The sequence below is a fragment of the Salegentibacter sp. 24 genome (assembly GCF_004362395.1).
Lineage (GTDB): Bacteria > Bacteroidota > Bacteroidia > Flavobacteriales > Flavobacteriaceae > Salegentibacter.
Map to the genome: position 1 here is coordinate 42,706 of NZ_SNWE01000017.1, position 19,649 is coordinate 62,354.

23 protein-coding genes are annotated in these 19,649 nt (G+C 37.3%); 1 reads left to right on the top strand and 22 read right to left on the bottom strand.

Annotation, left to right across the window (positions count from 1 at the left end):
* The first annotated feature begins 189 nt into the window (after positions 1 to 189).
* Complete coding sequence (locus DET49_RS18495; protein ID WP_156101176.1) at positions 190 to 402, top strand: hypothetical protein; 213 nt, start codon at positions 190 to 192, stop codon at positions 400 to 402.
* A gap of 267 nt (positions 403 to 669) precedes the next feature.
* Here the strand turns inward: DET49_RS18495 and DET49_RS12665 are convergent, their stop codons facing one another.
* The 22 genes from DET49_RS12665 to DET49_RS12770 all read right to left on the bottom strand — a co-directional run bounded on the left by DET49_RS12665 (position 670) and on the right by DET49_RS12770 (position 19,531).
* Positions 670 to 1,923: an MFS transporter gene (locus DET49_RS12665; protein WP_133548474.1), complete on the bottom strand. Its 1,254-nt coding sequence runs from the start codon at positions 1,921 to 1,923 to the stop codon at positions 670 to 672.
* Positions 1,924 to 4,041 carry a copper-translocating P-type ATPase gene (locus tag DET49_RS12670; RefSeq protein ID WP_133548475.1) on the bottom strand — a complete coding sequence of 706 codons (2,118 nt, stop codon included), beginning with the start codon at positions 4,039 to 4,041 and terminating at the stop codon, positions 1,924 to 1,926.
* Positions 4,042 to 4,059: 18 nt separating this feature from the next.
* Positions 4,060 to 4,353 carry a hypothetical protein gene (locus tag DET49_RS12675; protein WP_008616393.1) on the bottom strand — a complete coding sequence of 98 codons (294 nt, stop codon included), beginning with the start codon at positions 4,351 to 4,353 and terminating at the stop codon, positions 4,060 to 4,062.
* 6 nt (positions 4,354 to 4,359) lie between these two features.
* On the bottom strand, positions 4,360 to 5,004 hold the full coding sequence (locus DET49_RS12680; RefSeq protein WP_041579017.1) for a hypothetical protein: 645 nt from the start codon (positions 5,002 to 5,004) through the stop codon (positions 4,360 to 4,362).
* Entirely contained in the window at positions 5,001 to 5,894 is an 894-nt protein-coding gene (locus tag DET49_RS12685) for a ribose-phosphate pyrophosphokinase (RefSeq protein WP_008616396.1), read from the bottom strand. Before DET49_RS12685 ends, DET49_RS12680 begins: the two co-directional genes overlap by 4 nt.
* 10 nt (positions 5,895 to 5,904) lie before the next feature.
* Entirely contained in the window at positions 5,905 to 7,407 is a 1,503-nt protein-coding gene (locus tag DET49_RS12690) for a thymidine phosphorylase family protein (protein ID WP_008616398.1), read from the bottom strand.
* Between the two features lie 28 nt (positions 7,408 to 7,435).
* Positions 7,436 to 8,812: an MBL fold metallo-hydrolase RNA specificity domain-containing protein gene (locus DET49_RS12695; protein WP_133548476.1), complete on the bottom strand. Its 1,377-nt coding sequence runs from the start codon at positions 8,810 to 8,812 to the stop codon at positions 7,436 to 7,438.
* A 32-nt stretch (positions 8,813 to 8,844) separates the two neighbouring features.
* Positions 8,845 to 9,060, bottom strand: a complete 216-nt coding sequence (locus DET49_RS12700) for a hypothetical protein (protein ID WP_223825836.1) — start codon at positions 9,058 to 9,060, stop codon at positions 8,845 to 8,847.
* Between the two features lie 101 nt (positions 9,061 to 9,161).
* The gene (locus DET49_RS12705) at positions 9,162 to 10,004 is read right to left on the bottom strand and encodes an ATP cone domain-containing protein (protein ID WP_013072812.1); all 843 of its coding nucleotides are present in this window, start codon (positions 10,002 to 10,004) and stop codon (positions 9,162 to 9,164) included.
* Positions 10,005 to 10,006: 2 nt separating this feature from the next.
* Entirely contained in the window at positions 10,007 to 10,837 is an 831-nt protein-coding gene (locus tag DET49_RS12710; RefSeq protein ID WP_027884447.1) for a universal stress protein, read from the bottom strand.
* 32 nt (positions 10,838 to 10,869) lie between these two features.
* Entirely contained in the window at positions 10,870 to 11,931 is a 1,062-nt protein-coding gene (locus DET49_RS12715; protein WP_133548477.1) for a class I fructose-bisphosphate aldolase, read from the bottom strand.
* Positions 11,932 to 11,942: 11 nt separating this feature from the next.
* Entirely contained in the window at positions 11,943 to 12,956 is a 1,014-nt protein-coding gene (locus tag DET49_RS12720; protein ID WP_133548478.1) for a type II glyceraldehyde-3-phosphate dehydrogenase, read from the bottom strand.
* A 19-nt stretch (positions 12,957 to 12,975) separates the two neighbouring features.
* Positions 12,976 to 14,322: an APC family permease gene (locus DET49_RS12725; protein WP_133548479.1), complete on the bottom strand. Its 1,347-nt coding sequence runs from the start codon at positions 14,320 to 14,322 to the stop codon at positions 12,976 to 12,978.
* A gap of 7 nt (positions 14,323 to 14,329) precedes the next feature.
* Entirely contained in the window at positions 14,330 to 15,685 is a 1,356-nt protein-coding gene (locus DET49_RS12730) for an NAD(P)/FAD-dependent oxidoreductase (RefSeq protein WP_133548480.1), read from the bottom strand.
* Complete coding sequence (locus tag DET49_RS12735; RefSeq protein WP_075327984.1) at positions 15,682 to 16,143, bottom strand: universal stress protein; 462 nt, start codon at positions 16,141 to 16,143, stop codon at positions 15,682 to 15,684. Before DET49_RS12735 ends, DET49_RS12730 begins: the two co-directional genes overlap by 4 nt.
* 132 nt (positions 16,144 to 16,275) lie before the next feature.
* A complete protein-coding gene (locus tag DET49_RS12740; protein WP_037314446.1) occupies positions 16,276 to 17,094 on the bottom strand; it encodes a helix-turn-helix domain-containing protein in 819 nt (272 codons plus the stop codon).
* 94 nt (positions 17,095 to 17,188) lie between these two features.
* Complete coding sequence (locus DET49_RS12745) at positions 17,189 to 17,464, bottom strand: DUF5676 family membrane protein (RefSeq protein WP_027884440.1); 276 nt, start codon at positions 17,462 to 17,464, stop codon at positions 17,189 to 17,191.
* Positions 17,465 to 17,476: 12 nt separating this feature from the next.
* On the bottom strand, positions 17,477 to 17,701 hold the full coding sequence (locus tag DET49_RS12750; RefSeq protein ID WP_027884439.1) for an SHOCT domain-containing protein: 225 nt from the start codon (positions 17,699 to 17,701) through the stop codon (positions 17,477 to 17,479).
* Positions 17,702 to 17,723: 22 nt separating this feature from the next.
* Positions 17,724 to 17,936, bottom strand: coding sequence for a heavy-metal-associated domain-containing protein (locus DET49_RS12755; RefSeq protein WP_027884438.1), 213 nt, complete (start codon positions 17,934 to 17,936; stop codon positions 17,724 to 17,726).
* A gap of 10 nt (positions 17,937 to 17,946) precedes the next feature.
* Positions 17,947 to 18,174, bottom strand: coding sequence for a hypothetical protein (locus tag DET49_RS12760; protein ID WP_034892122.1), 228 nt, complete (start codon positions 18,172 to 18,174; stop codon positions 17,947 to 17,949).
* A gap of 182 nt (positions 18,175 to 18,356) precedes the next feature.
* A complete protein-coding gene (locus DET49_RS12765) occupies positions 18,357 to 18,938 on the bottom strand; it encodes a helix-turn-helix domain-containing protein (RefSeq protein WP_034892125.1) in 582 nt (193 codons plus the stop codon).
* A gap of 176 nt (positions 18,939 to 19,114) precedes the next feature.
* Entirely contained in the window at positions 19,115 to 19,531 is a 417-nt protein-coding gene (locus tag DET49_RS12770) for an HYC_CC_PP family protein (RefSeq protein WP_027884435.1), read from the bottom strand.
* Positions 19,532 to 19,649 lie beyond the last annotated feature (118 nt).

The window sequence follows — 19,649 nt, forward strand, 5'->3', positions numbered from 1 at the left end:
CTTTTTTTTTGGACTGGGTACAACATTTTTTGAAAGTCCGAATTCCCTGAAATTTAATATTAATTAAAATTATTCAGAATAAAACCTTATGATAACCGGGATAAATATGGTCGCCATAGCCCAGACTTGGTTATTTCGTTTTATCAAATATTGTGGTGAAGTGACTACAGAATGAACTTTATATTTTAATTGATATTATTAAGATTATTCTATTGTGCCTATCGCAGCTTTGAGACCTTTAGAGGGAAATCCCTATTAGTGAATCCCGCTGATACAGACCGTAAAGGAAAGGAGCAATACACCACAAATGACAGGATGGACACTCAGCTCATTAGTCGGAAACTTATAGACGGTCGTCTGGATAGTATTACTATACGTAATATAGAGCGCGAGGAATTGTGAAGTCTTTTCCGTCGTAGTATTGAACTGATTCTTATGAAATTGGGGTGATATTACAATATAAATAAATAGCTAAAATCAGAATAGTAAAAGTTTGTACCACAAAAAACGTAGGTGACCAATTAGGATCACATTTTTTAGCAGATGGACGGACTTATTTCACCAATCAGAGTGATGCTGATGGTGCTCTGGAACTGCCTTAAAAAATTAAATGATTATGAGATAATAAAAATTTAAATATATTTTTAAGAAATAAGATTATTGCTTTTCTTAGGATACTTTGTTGTCTTGTCCTATTTTAGTTGTTTTACTATTAAAGCTTTTATAAAAATAAAGTAATCCAATGGCGGTCAATATAATGATGCCGGCAATAATAAAGGGAAAATAAAACCCACCTGTAATAAGCCAAGTCCCTATAACCGGACCTAAAATTTGTCCCACACTGTTTGCCGAGGTCTGTACAGAAATATTACTGCCCGCCTTTTCTTTTGAAAGTAAGGAAACGGCTGAAAGTAGGTTAGGGGTTACAATTGCTCCACCAGTGGCGAATGTTACAATCAGTACATAGACATAAATTTCATTGCCGAAAAAAGGAAATGCGATTAGTGAAATGCCTGAAATCAACAATCCGGCTCCAATTTGTTGTTTTGCTGTCAATATTTTCTCTCCATAGGTCGCAAATACAGGTTGTAATACAGCCATTACTATCCCACAGACCATAAAACCAATTCCTATCTGATTACTTGAAAATAGCAACTGATTTTTTCCATAAATTGAAAAAACCGTTTCAAAGAGGGTCACTACAAACTGCATAACAAAAGAGAGCAGTAATAGGACAATAAAGAACCTACTAAAACTAAAATTTAATTTTTGTTTTCCTGAAACAAACCTGCTAACCGGTTTTGTATTCCTAAACGATTTAATCAAAATAACCAATACAGTAAAACCTAAAAGTGCAACCAAAATAAAAGGAACTGAGAACCGGTCCAGATGTAATATCCAAAACGAATATTTAAAGTGTAGGTTAGTTTGGGATAGAAAACTGCCTAAAACAGGGCCAAAAATAACACCAGAGCTAATAGCAACACCAGACCAGGCCATTATTTTGGTTCTCCGTTTTTCTGAAGTAATGTCGCTTAAATATGCGTTGCTAACAGGAATAACTGAAGACGTAAAAATACCTCCAAATATTCGAGCAATATATAGCATTGTCAAAGATGTTGCTAGACCAGTAAGCAATTGCATTATAACAAACCCAATTAGACCGATTAATATAATTGGTTTACGTCCATATCTATCTGAAAGCTTTCCCCATACCACAACAAAAATTAATTGAAATAATGGATAAATGCTTGTAAGCAGTCCAATATGAAAATTGATCGAATTAGTATCGAGGTTAGCTCCTAAAGCAAGCCTTTCGGTATAGTAAGGAAGGGTTGGCAATAATATACCATAGCCCAACATCACTACAAATAAACTCAACAGGATTAAAAATATCCTGTTGAGTTTTTCTTTTTTGTCCATTTATTTTTTACCGATTTTTCGCTTTAATAGTTGCGCATTAATGGCCACTATAATCGTACTTAAACTCATAAATACCGCTCCTACAGCTGGTCCTAAAACAAAGCCTGAAGAATATAATACACCGGCTGCTAAAGGAATAGCCACTACATTATATCCTGTAGCCCAAATCAAATTCTGAATCATTTTATTGTAGGTGGCTTTTCCAAAGAGAATTAAGTTGGCAATATCCTGTGGGTTACTGTTGACCAGAATGATATCTGCTGTTTCGGCGGCAACGTCAGTACCTGAACCAACGGCAATACCAACATCAGCTTTTGCAAGTGCAGGCGCATCGTTTACACCATCGCCAGTCATAGCCACAAACTCTCCCTTACTTTCCAATTCTTTTACTATTTCCACTTTTTGATGTGGCAAAACTTCGGCGTAGTATCCATCCAAGCCGAGTTTATCGCTAACAGCTTTGGCAGTTCTTTCATTATCACCGGTAGCCATTAAAACTTTTATATTATTCTTTTTAAAGACTTTTATGGCTTCGGCAGATTCTGGTCGTATTTCATCGGCAAGAGCAATGTAACCAGCTAATTTTCCATCAATCAAGACAAAAACAACTGTTTCAGCGGCATCACTGTATGCGTCTTCGGGAATAGTGATTTTTTCATCCCTTAAAAAACCAGGACTAACCACTTTTACTTGCTTACCTTCTACATTGGCCTCAACGCCTTTACCTGTAATTGCATTAAAGTTTTCAGGCTTTGGGATGGTCATATTATCTTCTTTGACTTTTTTAATAATACCTACGGCGATAGGATGTTCCGAACTTTGTTCCAATGCACTCGAAAGCCTTAAAATTTCTTCAGATGAATAAGTTTCGCTAACAGACTCAATTCGAGTAACGCCAAAATCGCCTTTGGTCAATGTTCCCGTTTTATCAAACAATAAAGCTGATATTTTTCGGGATTCTTCAAAAGCTGTCCTATTTCGAATTAATAACCCGTTTTGAGCTGAAACAGCAGTAGAAATAGCAACCACAAGTGGTATGGCAAGACCTAATGCGTGTGGACAAGCAATGACCATAACGGTAACCATTCTTTCTAAAGCATAGACAAATGGAAAGCCTAAAATCAGCCATACCGCTAATGTTCCAAAACCAATACCTAATGCGATATAGGTAAGCCATTTTGCAGCTCTATCCGAGAGGTTTTGCATTTTTGATTTGGTTTTTTGCGCTTCTTCGACCATTTTGATGACCTTGTTGAGATAGCTATCTTTTCCAGTATGCTCAACCTTTACTTTTAAGGTACTGTTACCATTTACCGAACCACCAATAACCTTATCGTTTTCATCTTTTTTTACAGGTTTGGATTCGCCTGTAAGCATAGATTCGTTCAGGTAACTTGAACCGTCTACTATAATCCCATCAGCAGGAACTTTTTCACCTGGTTTTACAAGTATTACGTCATCTTTCAGTAAATCTTCCAGAGGAATATCTTCAATAGTGTCTCCTTTAACACGATGTGCCTCGGCAGGCATCATGCTTACTAACAGCTGCAAGGCCTTAGAGGCGCCTAGAACGCTTTTCATCTCTATCCAATGACCTACAAGCATAATAGCAATAAGCGTAGCCAGTTCCCAGAAAAAATCGACACCTTCTAAACCAAACACCGTTGCCGAACTATAAACGTAAGCCACGGTAATGGCCATAGAAATAAGGGTCATCATCCCTGGTGCACCTTTTTTGATTTCAGACCAGAATCCTTTTAAAAATGGCCAACCACCATAGAAATATACGATTGTGGAAAGTGCAAAAAGGATATATGGATTTCCGGGAAGCAAAAACTCATATCCAAAAAAGTCCTGAATCATCGGCGAGAAGAACAGTATGGGAATAGTAAGTACAAGGGTTACCCAAAACCGTTTTCTAAAATCGGCAATCATCATTTTATGATGGTCGTGCCCGTGTTCTCCGTGCCCTGGATTGTGGCCAGAATGGTCTCCACCTTTGTGGTTCATTTTAGAATGGTCTTCTTTTTTGTGTTTCATCTTCGAATGGTCCATTTTAGAATGGTCCATTTTAGAATGGTCCATTTCATCGTGATTGTGGTGTTCGTGATTTTCCATTATTGTCTTGTTTAAGTGTTATCGTAATTTTTTTCTCATAGCTTCCGAAATGTTTTCGGCATAGACGCCATAGGCATCTACCAAAAGTCCTTTAATCCCATTTTTTGATGAAATAGCATAAAGCACACTATTATCGTCGGTACTGCTCATACCCTCAAAACGATGCATCTCGTCAACATTAAAATCTTCTGGGTGTATTTCAATTTTTAGTGAGGCACACTCCAAACATTCTGGTTTTAGGTTAAAATCATATGTATAGCCATTTCCCTGTAAATCGTTTATGGCTTCAGAAAGTGTATCGTAATTTTTCATCTGTCTTTATTTATAGTTTATTGTAAAATAGCTGTTATCTGCTTCTGAAAATTTTTGAAAAGTCAATAAACCTTTTTCATTTAATTTTTCGATAACGGTATAATTGAGTTGCTTAATGCGAATTCCCCAGGCATAGGCTTTAATATTAATTTTTGATTTTATAGTGTTTTTCCCATCCTCTAATTTTCGGTCATAAATTTTTATGATGCTTTTGGAACCAAAAAAGTTTAACAAGCCCGAGTCAAAACTCATTTCCAATTTAATATCTTTCAAGTTTTGTAAATCGTAGAGCTTTTTAAAATTTTCAGAAATGGTATTAATTTCGGTTTCTTTTGATTTTGGCTTGGAAAACGGAAAAGCCATTATCATTACATTGGCGTCATCTGGCTCACAACGGTAGGTAGTAGTGTATTTATCGGTTGATTGTTTGTTTTTGTCAAACAATTCTGTAACTACCTTTATTTCATAATATCCATTTTCCTTTATTGTTTCTCCAGCTTCAAAAGTTTGTTTATTGAGAAAATCACCTTCTTTATCAAAGTTTTCCCGAATAACAACTCTGCCTGAAATCTGCCCAATGAGCATTTCAGTTTGTCCAGTCATTGTGATGCTGAATAAAGTGATTAGTACTATAAAGCCTTGTTTTCTCATATATGGTGCATTAATTTTTTTACCTCTTTTGCCATAATATCACTTAAATCAATTCCATTTGAAGAGTGTGGGATGGTATTACAAGTCACTATTTTTTCTACTCCGGAATCCAATAAATCTTGATAGGCGTTTCCTGAAAAAACGGCGTGAATGCCTACACAAATAGGTGGTTTCATTCCTGCTTTTTTAAGATGTTGTACGGTTTCAATCATTGTTCGGGCTGTGGAAATAATATCATCTACCAAAATGGGTGTAGCATCTTTATATATATCCACATCGGGAACAGAGACTTCTACATCACGGTCACCGTGACGCACCTTTTGTAATACCGTAAATGGTGCTCCTGCATTTTTGGCGACTTCTGATACCCATTGTTCACTTTCAGAATCAGGTCCGATAAGTACCGGGTTTTCGATATTTTCTTTAATCCATTCTGAAATTGCGTCGGCAGCGTGAATCACTTTATTTGGAATTTGATACACTTCTCCCAACGAACTAATTCTGTGCAAGTGAGGGTCAACTGTGGTAATGCTATCGGCGAAACCAGAAATCAATTTTCCGAAGAAACCGGAAGTCACTCCTTCTCCTTCATTAAATACTTTGTCCTGCCGCATATACGCCAAATAGGGTGCTACCAAACAGGTACACATAGCTCCTAATGATTTGGCTGTGTGGCTTAAAAAATATAGTGACAACAGTTTTTCGTCCGGTTCGTGCAAGGTGCATACCAGTACCACACATTTATCTTTAACATCAGACAATATGCGCGTGTATGATTCCCCGTCAGGGAATTTCCTTAATGTGGCTTGACCCACTTCAGCATCCATTTTTGTAGCCATTAGTTCTGTGAGTTCTTCATTTCCGGGAAGACTGAATAATATTGTTTTCATAGTATGTTCTTTAATTTATAGTTATGATGTCGTTATGGTTGTTTTCATATTCCAAGGCATAATTAAGTTCACCTTTGGATTCAGCATATATGGTATAAAGCAGTTGGTTCTCTTCGATTTGTTCTCCCAAATGCACATTTAGAAGAATCCCTGCCGATTTAGATTGTGGTGCTCCAGAAAGCTTCGCCAGTTTTGCAATTTTACGGTTATCAATTCGTTGCAAAACGCCTGACTTTTCAGCTTTAATTTCAATTTTATAAGGTGCTAAAACTGGTTTTGAAAATTGACCTTGCGCCTTACAAATGGCTACGAATTTTTCATATGCTTTTCCAGATTTGAGAATTTTATGTGCGGTTTCCTGTCCCTTTCCTTTTTCTACTTTTCCAGAAAGTTCTAATAGTTCAGTAGCTAAAAGCAATGCTCTTTCTGTTAAGTCTTTAGGTGCATCTTCCTCATTTTTCAAAACTTTTAATATATCTATGGCTTCTAAAGTTGGACCGATACCTCTTCCAACAGGCTGCGTGCCATCCGTAACTACAACTTTTACATTCAACCCAACAGCAGTTCCAACGGTTTCCATATGATTTTTTAGTTTTTCTGCCATTTCGGTACTGCGAACCTTGGCGGTTTCTCCCACGGGAATATCAATGACCACGTGAGTAGAACCAGCTGCTGCCTTTTTAGAGAGTACTGAAGCGATGAGCTGACCTTCGCTATCAATATCCAAGGCTTTTTCAATTTTAATGAGCACATCATCGGCAGGACTTAACTGCGCTGTACCGCCCCAAACAAAACATCCGCCTTCTTTTTCTACTACGGTCTTTATTTCCTCGGAAGAGAGCGTAACATTGGTCAGTACTTCCATTGTATCTGCTGTGCCTGCTGGCGAAGTGATTGCCCGTGAGGATGTTTTTGGCATAGTAAGCCCATACGCGGCAACAATGGCAACTACCAATGGTGTTGTCCTATTGCCAGGCAATCCGCCAATACAATGTTTGTCGACCACGATATCCTTGTTCCAGTTCAGTTGCTTTCCGGAAGCAATCATTGCTTTCGTTAGGTCGGATATTTCATCAATATCCATTCGGTCGCCAGCACAGGCAGTAATAAATGCCGAAAGGTGGATGTTGGAATAATCGCCTTCCACGATATCGGTTATGATGTTGTTATAGGCCTTATAATCCAGTTTTTTGTTATAGATTTTTGCCCTGACGTGGCTTAAGGATTCAATAGGCTCTAAATGGGAAACATATAATGTATCGTTTGGGGAAACATTGAGTTTTTTCGCAGCAGCATCTGATAGTCCGATTTCATTAGGCAACAGAATATCAGAATTCAGGACATTAAGACTTGCTACGATTGATGTATTTGCATTGGATATTCTTATTCGGGTAAGTGCCTCAAACCCTTCTGAAATACAGACGTGGCAATCTTCGCGCATATACACTACATTTTCGTTTTGGGTATAGATTCCGAGATGTTTATATTTTAATATGTTTGAGTGTGTGTCCATATTTTATTGGTTGTTGTGATTTTTCGATTTATTCTATTTCTTCGATGGTGTATAATTGCGGAATTTCTGCATCCCACCCATAGGTTTCCTTGATGCCTTTTTGCAATGCTTCTGCACTCTCTTTTTCACCGTGTACAATGAAAATACGTTCGGGTTTGTTTTTTATCTTATCCATCCAGTCCATAAGTTCTGCGTGGTCTGCGTGTGCCGAAAGCCCTTCAATTTCTGCAACTTCCATATCAAAGGGCACCCATTTTCCATACACTTTAAGTTCCTTATCGCCTTCCAATAATTTTCTGCCTCGCGTACCTTCAGCTTGATAACCCACAAAAAGCAAGGTGTTGTTGGGGTTTTGTGCCTGTGTTTCAAGGTAGTTTAGCATTCTTCCGCCTGTGAGCATTCCGCTTCCTGCAATCACGATTTTCGGTTTATTATCTGTTCGTAATTCCATTGTTTCCCGATAACTGCTTACGACCGTAAAGTGCGAGCACATTTCGTCACATTCGTTATCTTCCAACCTGTGCCAATCTCTTGTGCGATGAAACAATTCTAATACACTTGCTCCCATTGGGCTATCCATTATCATTTGTATTTTTGGTATTTTCTTCTCTTTCAATAATTTCCAAAAAATCAGCATCATCAATTGGGCACGTTCTACTGAAAAACTTGGAACAAATAGGCTGCCACCTCTGTTGATGGTGTCATTGACCAATTTTTCTATCTGTGGAAGTGCTTCTACTTCATCAGGATGAAATCTTCCTCCGTAGGTGGATTCAATAAATAATACATCTGCCTTTTTTGGCTTTAATGGCGGAAACAGTAATAAATCGTTTGTTCTGCCTATATCGCCAGAAAACACAAAACGTTTCCTGTGTACATCCAACTCAATGTAAGTTGCTCCCAGAATGTGTCCATTATATTGAAATCGAGCCCTTATGCCATCAAACAATGGAATCCATTGTGATTGCGGAATTCCTTTAAAATGAGGGATAGTTTTTTCTACATCCTTTAGGTCGTACAATGGTTCAGCAGGATTATGTTTGGAATAGCCTTCTTTATTGGCACGTTCTGCTTCTTGTTCCTGAATTTTTGCACTATCATTCAAAATGATTTTTGCAATATCCAAAGTGGGGTTGGTACCATAGATGGGTCCATTAAAGCCTTGCTTTACCAATCTCGGCAGATAACCTGTGTGGTCCATATGGCCGTGGGTGAGCAAAACAGCATCAATATCAGCAACATTAACAGGTGGGTACTCCCAGTTTTTAAGGCGTAATTCCTTTACCCCTTGAAAAAGTCCGCAGTCTATGAGTATCTTTTTATCTCCTGTATCCACTAAATATTTTGAGCCGGTTACTGTGCCTGCCGCTCCTAAGAAATGGATGTTTATTTTATTTTTTTTCATTGGTATCTATTTAGGTTGTTGTACATAATTTACTACAAGAGCTGCTCCCCAAATTTGTGACCACCGCAGCAGGAAGGTGTATTTCCTTTATCTTGTTTTGATTTGCTCAATTCCACTATTTCTTTATATAGATTACGAGAATCCTCTTTAATAAAAAGAGCCAATTTCTTTACTGATTTAGGTTCAAAGTGAACCATTTCCAATAATATCTCAAGGGCTTCTTCAAGTAGTTTTGAGTCATCTTCCAATGCCTAGTAAAATGGTTCTAAATCTATGTTGCCCTGTTTTTGCAATTCTTCAGTTTTCATTTGTATTATTTTTAAAAATTAGTAATTATTCATTATTTGAATTAATGGGATCTACATAATTCTCTTGAATCTTCGAGTATCTTATTTTGCCTTAGCTTACTGATACCCATTTGTTCCAAAAAGTCTGGATTTTCGTGTAGCTCCTTGCAGAGTATGATGCCTTGATCCAATAATTTTGTTTTTTCAGCTTTGGTAAGTGTTGTTAAAGCGGTTAAGGGATGTAGCCCCGATTTATCTATTCTGTCCTTGAGACCATTTCCTCTTGGATAATCCCAACTGGTCATAAGCATTCCAACACATTTCCCGTACTGAATGGCATCGGTTGTGAAACGCGTATTGGTGTAAACCCCGCCTTTATGAAGTTTAGCCTCGTGACCTTTTTGGTGTTTCCATTGCTTTTCCACGTCCAAAAACCGTGAATGGATATATAATGGGATTTTTACATTGCAAAACCTGCCTTGGTCACTATGGTATTTACATTCAATCATATAATGTTTATTTCCTTTTTGCGCTATCACATCCACTTCGTGCTGAACGCAATTGCCTTGAACTATGACACCAACCTGTGTTGAAAATCCTTCGTGTGCCAATAGTTTGCCTACTAACTTTTCAAATGGAAAACCGGTTGGACCTAGTTCCATTAAAGCTTTTTTGAGCTTGTACTTTGAGGCACTTACCCTAGATTTTCGTTTTAGCATCTTGAAAGCCAACTGATAGATTTTTTTGGTTGTCATTCCTTCTTCAATCTGCTCTTGTACTTTCCGGGCTACATCCTGAATAATATCCTCATCTGCCCGTGAACGCCGCAGGGAGTTGATGAGTTTGTTTACATCAAAGGCTTCGTACTCACCAGAGTATTTTTTTATTAAGACTGATTTATTCATTGTTACATTTTAATAGTCATTACTGGTAATTCGGAGTGATTGGTTACACCCTCTGCGATGCTTTTAGAGAATAAAGTTAAAAAGCCTGTACGTCCGTGAGTACACATTGCGATTAAATCGGCATTTTTATATCGTAAAAAATTGTTTATCCCTGTTTCTACGTCTTGTTCGTTATATACATTCATTGAGAAGTTATCCAAATCGGGGAATTTTTTCAGGAACTCCTTGATGGGATCCAACCCTTGTTCTATACTGTTAAAATCGGTCTGAGTATTGACCCTCAATAAATGGATATGTGCGCCGCATTTTTCAGCAATCGAAATAACCTGCTTAAATGCATCGCTTACATCTTGAAGAAAATCTGAAACAAAAACGATATCCTTAAAAGGAAAGGATACTTCTTCATCCTTGACTACAACAACTGGTACATCAGCTTTCCTAACAATTTTTTCTACGTTGCTTCCCATTAACTCACGTATACCGCCTCGGGTGCCACTACTTCCCGTAACTATAAAATCGTGATGAAAATGACCCGAATGTTTAAGGATATTTGCCTGACCACCATCAAATTCAAGAAAAGTCCTGCACTCAAGGCCTTGTCGTTCTGCTTTTTTCTCCAGTTCTCTCAAGGAGGCTTTTGCGATGCCTATTTGCTTTACTGTTTCTGGATATCTTTTTTCTTTTTCCTTATCTAGCTCAACCCAGTTTACGGGGGTGTTAATTAAGTGAAAAAAATGAATTTCTGAATTGTAAAGCTTTGCCATTTCAATTCCGAGTTCCTCTGCTTTCTTGCAGTTTTCTGAAAAGTTTGTAGGTACGAGTATGTTTTTCATGATTTATTGTTTTTAAATTGTTTTCGTTATAATTAAGCTATGGTTATACTATCTTCCAGATATACCTGTTGGACGGAGTGCAGTAACTCAATCCCTCTAATAAAAGGCTTTTGAAATGCTTTTCGACCCATAATCAATCCAGAGGCGCCAGCTCTTTTATTGATTAATGCTGTTGTTACCGCTTCGGTCAAATCTGATTCACCTTTAGAGCCACCGCCGGAATTGATCAATCCTATTTTGCCCATATAGCAATTGGCGACTTGTAATCGACAAAGGTCAATGGGATGTTCTGTGGTAAGGGTTTTATACATTTCATCATCATATTTCCCAAACCCAATTTCCTTAAATCCAAAATTGTTTGTAGGTAATTTTTGTTTGATGATATCTGTCTGTATCGTTACGCCGATATGATTAGCTTGTCCGGTAACGTCGGCGGCAGCGTGATAATCTTTCTTTTCGGTTTTAAAATTTTCATTGCGGGTATAGCACCATAAAATGGTAGCCATTCCTAAACTATGGGCTTCTTCAAAAGCTTCAGCTATTTCTTTTAGCTGTCTGTTGCTTTCTGCTGAACCAAAATAAATCGTAGCTCCTACGGCAATTGCTCCCATATCCCAGGCATTTTTTACCTTACCAAATAATGTTTGGTCATATTTATTTGGATAGGTAAGTAGCTCGTTATGGTTAATCTTGACGATAAAAGGGATTTTATGGGCATATTTTCGGGCGTTCAATCCCAATACACCAAACGTGGATGCCACACCATTACATCCTGCTTCTATTGCCAATTTTATGATGTTCTCTGGGTCAAAATAATCTGGGTTTTTATAGAATGAAAAGGCCGCGCTATGCTCAATACCTTGGTCAACAGGAAGGATACTTAAATAACCAGTTCCTGCCAGATTTCCGTGATTGTATAATTGGGAAAGGCTACGAAGTACCTGTGGATTTCTGTTACTTTGAACAAATACCTTATCTATGTTTGCTTTACTGGGGGTTTGCAGTTCATCCTTTGTTATTTTTTCACAAACGTGTTCTAAATAGAAGTCTGCTTTTTCTCCTAAAAGTTCTACTATATTCTTGTCTGTTTTCATCTTGATAGTATTTAATGGATTCCTAAACTTTCATTTGTTTTGGCTATGGATTTTGTACCATCTGTTTCAATTCCAGTTAATGCCCTAATAGCATCAATTGTTTCCGGGATTACAATAGCTTGATTATCGACTATATAAGCATAGAAAAGTTCGTCGCCATCTACTTTCAGCATATCTTCCCATAGGGCTACTTCATACATATCGCCCCAAGGTCTTCCCATATCCAGAAACATTTCTTTAATGGTGTTGTTAGAAACCAAGCCTTGGTCATATTGAATTAATTTAATACGACTTGAAGTTTTGAAAGCATTTAGCACTTCTTCCTTTGTCGCCTGCTTTTTCAATTTCACATTCCAGTAGTGCATATGGCTCAATGTTTCGGGTACTTTTACCGCTGCGGTGATGACATCCAGTTCTGGGTCAACACTTTTAGCATCTGGGCCTTGATGGCTTGGGATATCTTTTTCGGGAACCATTGTATTCATAATACCACCTAAATGACTTTCCCAAGGGTCTGTAGCTCTTCTTAAAAGTGTACCTCTGGCATAATCAAGTAAGTCAGCTCTTTTTAAAGCGGTCAAGGTTCTTAAAATAGACGTAGTATTACAGGAAACTACTCTTGTCGCATTTAGATTTAAAGCTGATTCATAATTATTTTCTGCACTAAAGGAATGCCCTGTGGTTTCGTGTTTTTCGCCACCGTGTAGAATAAATTTGATGTTTTGCTCCTTGTAGATAACGACATTCTGAGCGGCAATTTTTTTGGGTGTACAGTCCACAACAAGATCTGATTTCTTTAAAAGTTCCTGCATATCGCCTTTTACCGAAATCCCTTCAGATTTCATTTTATCAGCAGCATCTTTAGTTGCTGCATAAATGTCGTATTCCTTTCTTACGGCATTTTGAATTCGCCAGTCGCTAATGATATCACATACTCCCGAAAGCTTCATATCGTTTTGTAAGTTGATGGCATCTGCCACCCTTTTTCCAATGACTCCGTATCCTATAACTGCTATATTTTTCATATAAATTGATTTTTATTAATTATGTTTTATTGTTCGTAGTTTCCATTCCCATTGGCATATTACCTTCATCGTCTGTGTGTGAAATCATAAAAAGGCGTTCTGCAACAAGTATTAGAACAATCCCAATCGCTGCTACGATAAGCACCAAAGGATCGTTCAGATATTTTATATAAAGAAAAGCTGCCAATACCGCAATGTCCAATACGATGGCTATTAATGGGATGATAGGCTGAAAAACCACTTTGTTTTTAAGGTGACGGAACAGCCCCCAATGGATAGCGATATCCATAATAAGGTAAAAAATAGCCCCAATGGATGCTATCCTTGTCAAATCGAAAAGCACGGTCAGTAAAATGGCGAGGGAAGACGTGAATATTAGTGCTGGATTTTTTAAGCTACCAAGTTTGGTTAAAGAAGGCACCTGTTTCATATTGCTGAGCATTGCCAACAAGCGTGAAGAGGAAAAGATACTGGCAATGACCCCAGAAACCGTGGCAATAATGGCAATGCCAATGGTAATCCAGGAACCCCATTCCCCAAAAACAGGTTTTGCGGCGGCTGCAAGGGCATAATCTTTAGCTTCGATTATTTCAGGAATGCTTAAACCTCCCGCAACAGCTAATGCCAAGGCTACATATATCAGTGTGCAGATAAGTATGGAAAACACGATAGACCTACCAAGATTTTTATGCGGATTTTTAATATCGGCCCCTTGGTTCGTGATAGTGGTAAAGCCTTTATAAGCAAGGATAGATAACGCCAAAGCGGCCACAAATCCGAAGCCTTGTGGTAATGTCTCAGTATTTTTGGGAATATAGTTTCCCGTAATATCGGCAAAACCTGAAATTGCAAGGCCGGCAATAGCTAAAATTGCTATTCCCACTACCTTTATAATAGCGGTAAATGTTGCGGTGACCCCAATAACCTTATTGCCCAGGATGTTCACTATATAGGCAACAACAATTAGCCCAACACCCAGGGTAGAGGCATAACCTGCATAAGACTCGGGAAATAGCCTAAGTGTATAAGCTCCAAAAGTGCCGGCCACCAGACTTTCGGAAACTACCATTGATACGTACATCAGCAAAGAATAAAACCCTGTTGTTGTTCCAGGTCCATAGGATTTGTTAAGGAATTTAACCACACCTCCAGACGATGGAAAAGCGTTTGAAAACTTTACATAAGAATACGAACTAAAACCTACCACAATAGCTCCCGCAATAAATGCTATTGGAAATAGATCTCCCACTAATTCAGCTATTTGACCCATTAGGACAAATATGCCAGCACCAATCATTACGCCTGTACCAAGGGATATGGAACCTATTAGGGAAAGCTTATCTTTATTCTCACTGTTATTCTTCATTTTTAAATTATTTTCCCCTGTTTTTAATCGAAGATTTCGGATTAAAATTTCTAATAATCAGTCGGTTGCTCTTTTCATAAGTGAAATAACTAACCGCCCAATTAAAACCAACCATCAATCTATTTCTAAATCCGCTTATGGACATCAAGTGTACTATGGACCATAGTAACCAGGCGAAATAGCCAGCAAACTTCATTTTTCCCAAGTCGGCTACTGCTTTACGTTTTCCTACGGTTGCCAAAGAACCCTTGTCTTTATATTCGAAAGGTTGTGTGGGTTTATTATTTATGAGGTTTAATATAGAATTACCCAGATATTTTCCTTGTTGAATTGCTGCCTGCGCCACCTGTGGATGCCCTTTGGGTCTTTCTTCAGAAATAAGCGCAGCTATATCGCCTATGGCAAAAATGTTTTCGTAGCCTTCTACTTTTAAATTAGCATCGGTTTTAATCCGGTTGCCCCTGACTATGTGTTTTTCATCAATACCATTTGGGAATTGTCCTTTTACGCCAGCCGTCCAGATAAGATTTTTAGCCAAAATGGTCTTACCACTTTTGGTAGTGACTTCGTTGCCGTCATAATTGCTTACAGCTTCATTTAATAATACCTTTACATTCAAATCCTCTAAATATTTGAGGGTTTTCGATGATGCCTTGTCTGACATTGTGCCTAACAACTCATCAATGGCTTCTATTAGATAAATATTCATAATGGAAGAAGGGTACTCTGGGTAATCTTTGGGAAGGATGTATTTGCAAAACTCTGCCAAAGCTCCTGCCATTTCTACGCCTGCTGGACCACCACCTACTATTACAAAATTTGTCAGCGCGTCGCGTTCTTTATCATCACAAGTAATAGCTGCCTGTTCCAAATTTTGCAACATCATATGACGGATGTTGAGGGAATCGCGAATATCCTTCATCCCCAAACTATTTTCGGCCACAGAATCCATCCCAAAGAAATTGGTGGTCGTGCCAGTAGCCAACACTAAATAGTCATAAGAAACACTTCCCTTATTGGTCAATATAGTATTTGAATCAGGTTGAATTTCCTCAACTTCAGCCAAACGAAAGAAAACATTTTTATAGCCATTGATTTGTTTTCTGAATGGAAATACAATACTGTCAGGCTCCAGGGCACTCGTTGCCACTTGATATAATAAAGGCTGAAACTGATGGAAGTTATTTTTATCGAGTAAAACCACTTGAACTTCTTTGTGTTTCAGTTTCTCAACCAATGCCAAACCTGCAAATCCTCCACCAACGATAACCACACGAGGTAATTTAGTATCGGGAAGACATATCTCATCTGTTATCTTACAGGTGGATTCCAACGTAATGCTATGTGTTTGCTTTTCTTTCATTTTTTATTTCTATCTCTTGCAATCAGTACTGAACATTTGGCATTTGTGGTTAAATATTGGGATACTGAGCCCAATACTAAGCGAGAAAAAGCACCGTGACCCTGAGAGCCTACTACAATTAAATCTGCACCCCAATTTTCTGCTTTTTCATTAATAGTACTTTTGGGCAGTCCGCTAACAACACTTGTGGTTATGGTAAGTGCCTTGTTTTCGGCCTTGATTTTATCGGAAGCTTCTGAAACGATTTTGTTTCCCAATTTTTGAGCGTTACTTTTAATTTCTTCTATGTAATTTCCTATCTTGCCGCCCATAGTATGCAATCCCAGACCGGTTGTTTTAGGAAGTTCATAAACATTTATAATATGAATTTCACTATTTGAGGATAAAGTCATTTTCTTAAGCTCGTTAATGGCTACTTCACTAAAATCTGAACCATCTATGGCCAATACAATTTTCATTTTTTTCGTCTTTTTAATCTCTGATTTCGGGTTTAATTCCACTAATTCTGTCCGAATTAGATTTACATGTCAAGCCAAAGAATTTAGTAATCGAATCATTTTGGATATTTCATTTCCAACCTCTCTTATAAACTAGTTGTATTGCATAAGCTTAAGCTTTTTGGTTTTTAAATAATCCACTGTTTCTTTTACCGATAGTGGATACGTAGCATTTCCTGTGCGTACATAAAAAGTGGTGTTTCCTTCATCACTCACATAAACCGGTTCGTTGGAAGGTTCGATATCCACCACGCACACATCTTTCTCATCAATACTGTAGAACGAAATATGGTTGCTGAAACAAGCCTCGTGACCCAATTGTGTAGAGATAATCCTGAACACCGCACGTTCATACCCATCCATGTTTTTATGCTTTAGGGTTTTATAATCTTTTTCCAATCCCAGAACATTTCCGTCGTCATCAACACCAATTATAAGTTTTCCACCCTTGGCATTCATAAAGCCCACAATGGTTTTGGCAATGACCAACTCCAGTTCCCGATTGGTTGTTTTACGGTAATAATCATAGCGTATGGAAGATTTGAATTCCACCCGTTCATTTTCACCGGCCTGGATTAATTCTTCAATATCACGAACAAGCAGCCGCTGTTGTGTGCCAATAATTTCATTTTTCTTTTTCAGGTTTATCCAGAATAAACCTGAAACTATCCCCAAGAATCCTCCCAATAAAGTTAAGAGTCCGCCCATGCCCCGCATATTGAAACTGAAAGATTCCAAAAAACGTTCTTCTAAGACTTGCTGAAACAAGGGGAAAGAGAAGGGCGTATCACTGAACTCAAACCAGTAGATTACCATTGTAAAAGGGTGTACCAGGAAATAAAAAATACCTGCCCCAATAAATAAATGAGTCAAAATGATCTTAATATTTTTATAAGTATTACTGTTTATCATTTTTAGCGGTTTATGAATCTTTGATATAATTATGTTCTAAATTCAAGAGGGCCTTACCTAAACTTTCGATTAAACAATCCTATTTAATGCAAAATCATCTGTTTTTTATTTGGGCATTATAAAATGCCGCAATACACGCTCCAATCAACCAGCCTAAAATGAAGCTTTGCACAATACCAAAAAATGCTTCTAATAGTGGCACGTCCATTCTTATAATATTACTGGTGTCCAGACCGTGTAAAAGGCTGTTGAAAAATATAATCGTTCCTTCCTGTCCTGCTGTAGCCATCACGATCATACAGCCCAAATAAATTAAGGATACTGTTAGACCGAGGGCAAAACCGAATTTTTTTACATTTAATCGATACATAATTTATATGTTTTAAGATTGGTTATCTGATTTTAATAATTTTTTGGATTCTTCAAATTCCTCCTTTGAAATTTCGCCCTTGGCAAACCTGTTTTTTAGGATGTCCAATGGCTTTTCTTTTTTTGGTTTTTGGTATGGGATATCAGTTGGGATAAAGAAAATCCAAATGATAAACGCCATCCAAATAATCCACCATATCAGGTGCATACCTCCGAAACTTCCGTCGTGAAAAAACATAATTTTTGATTTTAAGTTACTTTTATAGTTTTTCAATTGTGTAACCCTCAAGGTTGCTGAGTTGTTTTTGTAATTCATCTACTGAAAGCGTTTCCTTCATAGTGATGATTGTAGCTCCTTTTGGTGCCAGAAAAATTTCTGCCTTTTCAATCTTTGGATGTTCTTCCAATGTCTTTTTGACCCTGCTAATGCAGCCGCCGCAACTAATACCATTAATTTGAAATTTTCGTTTCATAACATAAATTTTAGTGATGTTGTCCTTCTTTTTTTTTATCCTTCTTTTTTAAGTTCTCATTGGACAATCCGTGCGTATGGCTCCCGTGCCGCATGGGCATTAACAAGTGTACTGCGAACATTATTATAATAAATGCAAAAAGCCAGGTGCCACCACCAATTCCAATAGATGGTGCTAAAAAGATGAGTAAAAGCGGCAGTCCACAACCGAGGACCATCCATAACCAGTGATTTTTCATTGTTTTTTATTTTAATTAATGTTTATTCCTCGCCTTTTTAAGACCTGAACTGGCTTATGTTGTAATTGGGGGATTATCAACACAAGCCTTAGGGAGTTCAGGCTTTAGGGTTTTTAATATTATAATTAACACGAAAGCTATCTGTTTTTATGCTACTTCATCTGCATAACTTTCGTTGTTATTTATATAATTTCATCATAGAAATTTCGTTTCCATTTTTCTGTGTTTTTATAGTCGCTCATACTCATTCCCACAATCTCTTTAAACTGTCTTGATAAATGGTTAATGCTACTATAATCCAGCATATATGCCACATCTGAAAAAGAATATTGTTTTAATTGAATAAGTTCTTTTACTTTTTCAATTTTCAGTTTTATAAAGTATTTTTCAATGGTGGTGTTTTCATTTTTAGAAAACAGCCTGCTCAGTATTTTATAATCCCTGTTGAGCGTAGAAGACAAATGTTCTGAAGTATTTGTTTTCAAATGAAGTGGTAACTGAGTAAGCAGTTGGATTAGAATGATTTTTACTTTTTCAACCAGCATTTCCCCTTCACTTTGTACTATTTCAAAATCATTGGAATGAAGTACTTTGGTAACTTTATACGTAACCTCCGTGTTGGTGTTTTTTGAAGATTCAACCAATAGTTTACCTAATTCCAAAGAGAGTACGGTTATTCCCATCTCTTCCAGTTCTTGCGTTATTACTTTTAGACAACGGCTACATACCATATTCTTTATCCAGAATTCTTTCTGTAAATCCATAGTATTAATTATTTATTCTTAGAATGGTATTTATTCTAATAGATTATAAATTTCTGTTTTTCAAATAGTTGAAAGTGTGGTATGCTCAGGATAGAGCGCACCAGTTGTTAGCCTTTGCGTAGTACAGGCCAACATATAAGGTAGGTTGTTTGAAAAAGAACCTACTTAGGATGAAATCAAATTAAATATACCTCGTGGAGTACTTGAAAATCTTTCGGTATGAGGGGTGGGTCATAATCCCTAAAAGGGATTATATTTTGTTCCAACCCTTCGAATAGATTTACGTAAGTGTAAAAAAATGTGTGTAGGAAAATCAGTTTATGATTTTCCATCTCAAATGAAGCTTTTTGAAAGTTATCGCCACTTTCTTTAACTATAGATTTATTAGCACAGCAACCTTTTTTTTCGAACGAACATTTTTTTGAAGGATTGGTCTGAGCCTTCACCGCATTATCACAAACCTGAGCTTTATTTAAAACCGCCATATCCACGAGTTTATCACAGCAGAAATGCATATTCACAGTAAAAGACGATGAAGCAAACATTACTGCAAGTACCAATGAAACAGCTATTATTTTATTAAAGCTTTGCATAATACGAATATAAAAAAATAACAAATGTTAACTATATTTTAACATAATTTTTAGTAATGTGTTTTTAACACCTTATTTAACCGAAGATACTGCAAAAAAAGACGACGGTAATATGATA

Excerpts from the sequence above, each read along its gene's own strand:
- DET49_RS12665 (WP_133548474.1), bottom strand. The coding sequence starts at position 1,923 with ATGGACAAAAAAGAAAAACTCAACAGGATATTTTTAATCCTGTTGAGT.
- DET49_RS12670 (WP_133548475.1), bottom strand. The coding sequence starts at position 4,041 with ATGGAAAATCACGAACACCACAATCACGATGAAATGGACCATTCTAAA.
- DET49_RS12675 (WP_008616393.1), bottom strand. The coding sequence starts at position 4,353 with ATGAAAAATTACGATACACTTTCTGAAGCCATAAACGATTTACAGGGA.
- DET49_RS12680 (WP_041579017.1), bottom strand. The coding sequence starts at position 5,004 with ATGAGAAAACAAGGCTTTATAGTACTAATCACTTTATTCAGCATCACA.
- DET49_RS12685 (WP_008616396.1), bottom strand. The coding sequence starts at position 5,894 with ATGAAAACAATATTATTCAGTCTTCCCGGAAATGAAGAACTCACAGAA.
- DET49_RS12690 (WP_008616398.1), bottom strand. The coding sequence starts at position 7,407 with ATGGACACACACTCAAACATATTAAAATATAAACATCTCGGAATCTAT.
- DET49_RS12695 (WP_133548476.1), bottom strand. The coding sequence starts at position 8,812 with ATGAAAAAAAATAAAATAAACATCCATTTCTTAGGAGCGGCAGGCACA.
- DET49_RS12705 (WP_013072812.1), bottom strand. The coding sequence starts at position 10,004 with ATGAATAAATCAGTCTTAATAAAAAAATACTCTGGTGAGTACGAAGCC.
- DET49_RS12710 (WP_027884447.1), bottom strand. The coding sequence starts at position 10,837 with ATGAAAAACATACTCGTACCTACAAACTTTTCAGAAAACTGCAAGAAA.
- DET49_RS12715 (WP_133548477.1), bottom strand. The coding sequence starts at position 11,931 with ATGAAAACAGACAAGAATATAGTAGAACTTTTAGGAGAAAAAGCAGAC.
- DET49_RS12720 (WP_133548478.1), bottom strand. The coding sequence starts at position 12,956 with ATGAAAAATATAGCAGTTATAGGATACGGAGTCATTGGAAAAAGGGTG.
- DET49_RS12725 (WP_133548479.1), bottom strand. The coding sequence starts at position 14,322 with ATGAAGAATAACAGTGAGAATAAAGATAAGCTTTCCCTAATAGGTTCC.
- DET49_RS12730 (WP_133548480.1), bottom strand. The coding sequence starts at position 15,685 with ATGAAAGAAAAGCAAACACATAGCATTACGTTGGAATCCACCTGTAAG.
- DET49_RS12735 (WP_075327984.1), bottom strand. The coding sequence starts at position 16,143 with ATGAAAATTGTATTGGCCATAGATGGTTCAGATTTTAGTGAAGTAGCC.
- DET49_RS12740 (WP_037314446.1), bottom strand. The coding sequence starts at position 17,094 with ATGATAAACAGTAATACTTATAAAAATATTAAGATCATTTTGACTCAT.
- DET49_RS12745 (WP_027884440.1), bottom strand. The coding sequence starts at position 17,464 with ATGTATCGATTAAATGTAAAAAAATTCGGTTTTGCCCTCGGTCTAACA.
- DET49_RS12750 (WP_027884439.1), bottom strand. The coding sequence starts at position 17,701 with ATGTTTTTTCACGACGGAAGTTTCGGAGGTATGCACCTGATATGGTGG.
- DET49_RS12755 (WP_027884438.1), bottom strand. The coding sequence starts at position 17,936 with ATGAAACGAAAATTTCAAATTAATGGTATTAGTTGCGGCGGCTGCATT.
- DET49_RS12760 (WP_034892122.1), bottom strand. The coding sequence starts at position 18,174 with ATGAAAAATCACTGGTTATGGATGGTCCTCGGTTGTGGACTGCCGCTT.
- DET49_RS12765 (WP_034892125.1), bottom strand. The coding sequence starts at position 18,938 with ATGGATTTACAGAAAGAATTCTGGATAAAGAATATGGTATGTAGCCGT.
- DET49_RS12770 (WP_027884435.1), bottom strand. The coding sequence starts at position 19,531 with ATGCAAAGCTTTAATAAAATAATAGCTGTTTCATTGGTACTTGCAGTA.